1 protein-coding gene is annotated in these 237 nt (G+C 66.7%); it reads right to left on the bottom strand.

The genetic code is table 11. The annotated features are described in order from the left end of the window. Positions 1-237 (bottom strand): pyridoxal-phosphate dependent enzyme (locus tag KVS69_RS20535; RefSeq protein WP_217540191.1); only part of this gene is annotated, 237 nt, incomplete at both ends.

Below are 237 nucleotides of genomic sequence, written 5' to 3'. Positions count from 1 at the left end.
CCGCCTCAGCGAACCCTTCCGGCCCGCATGGATGCACCAGAAAGCCAGGCGCCTTGGCTTCCGGCGCCAGCGCGATGCCGGAAATAAGGCCACCGCCGCCGGTCGGCACAAGCACGTCGGCTTTCTCGATACCCTCCTCCTTCGCCTGCTCGGCGATTTCCAAGCCGGCCGTCCCCTGGCCAGCAATGACCAGCGGCTCATCAAACGGCTTGATCAGCGTCAGGCCGCGCTCCTTCG

Source organism: Stenotrophomonas sp. GbtcB23, from assembly GCF_019091045.1.
GTDB lineage: Bacteria > Pseudomonadota > Gammaproteobacteria > Xanthomonadales > Xanthomonadaceae > Stenotrophomonas > Stenotrophomonas rhizophila_A.
Note: the sequence above shows the minus strand (reverse complement) of the source record. Positions and strands in the feature narration are given on the sequence as shown.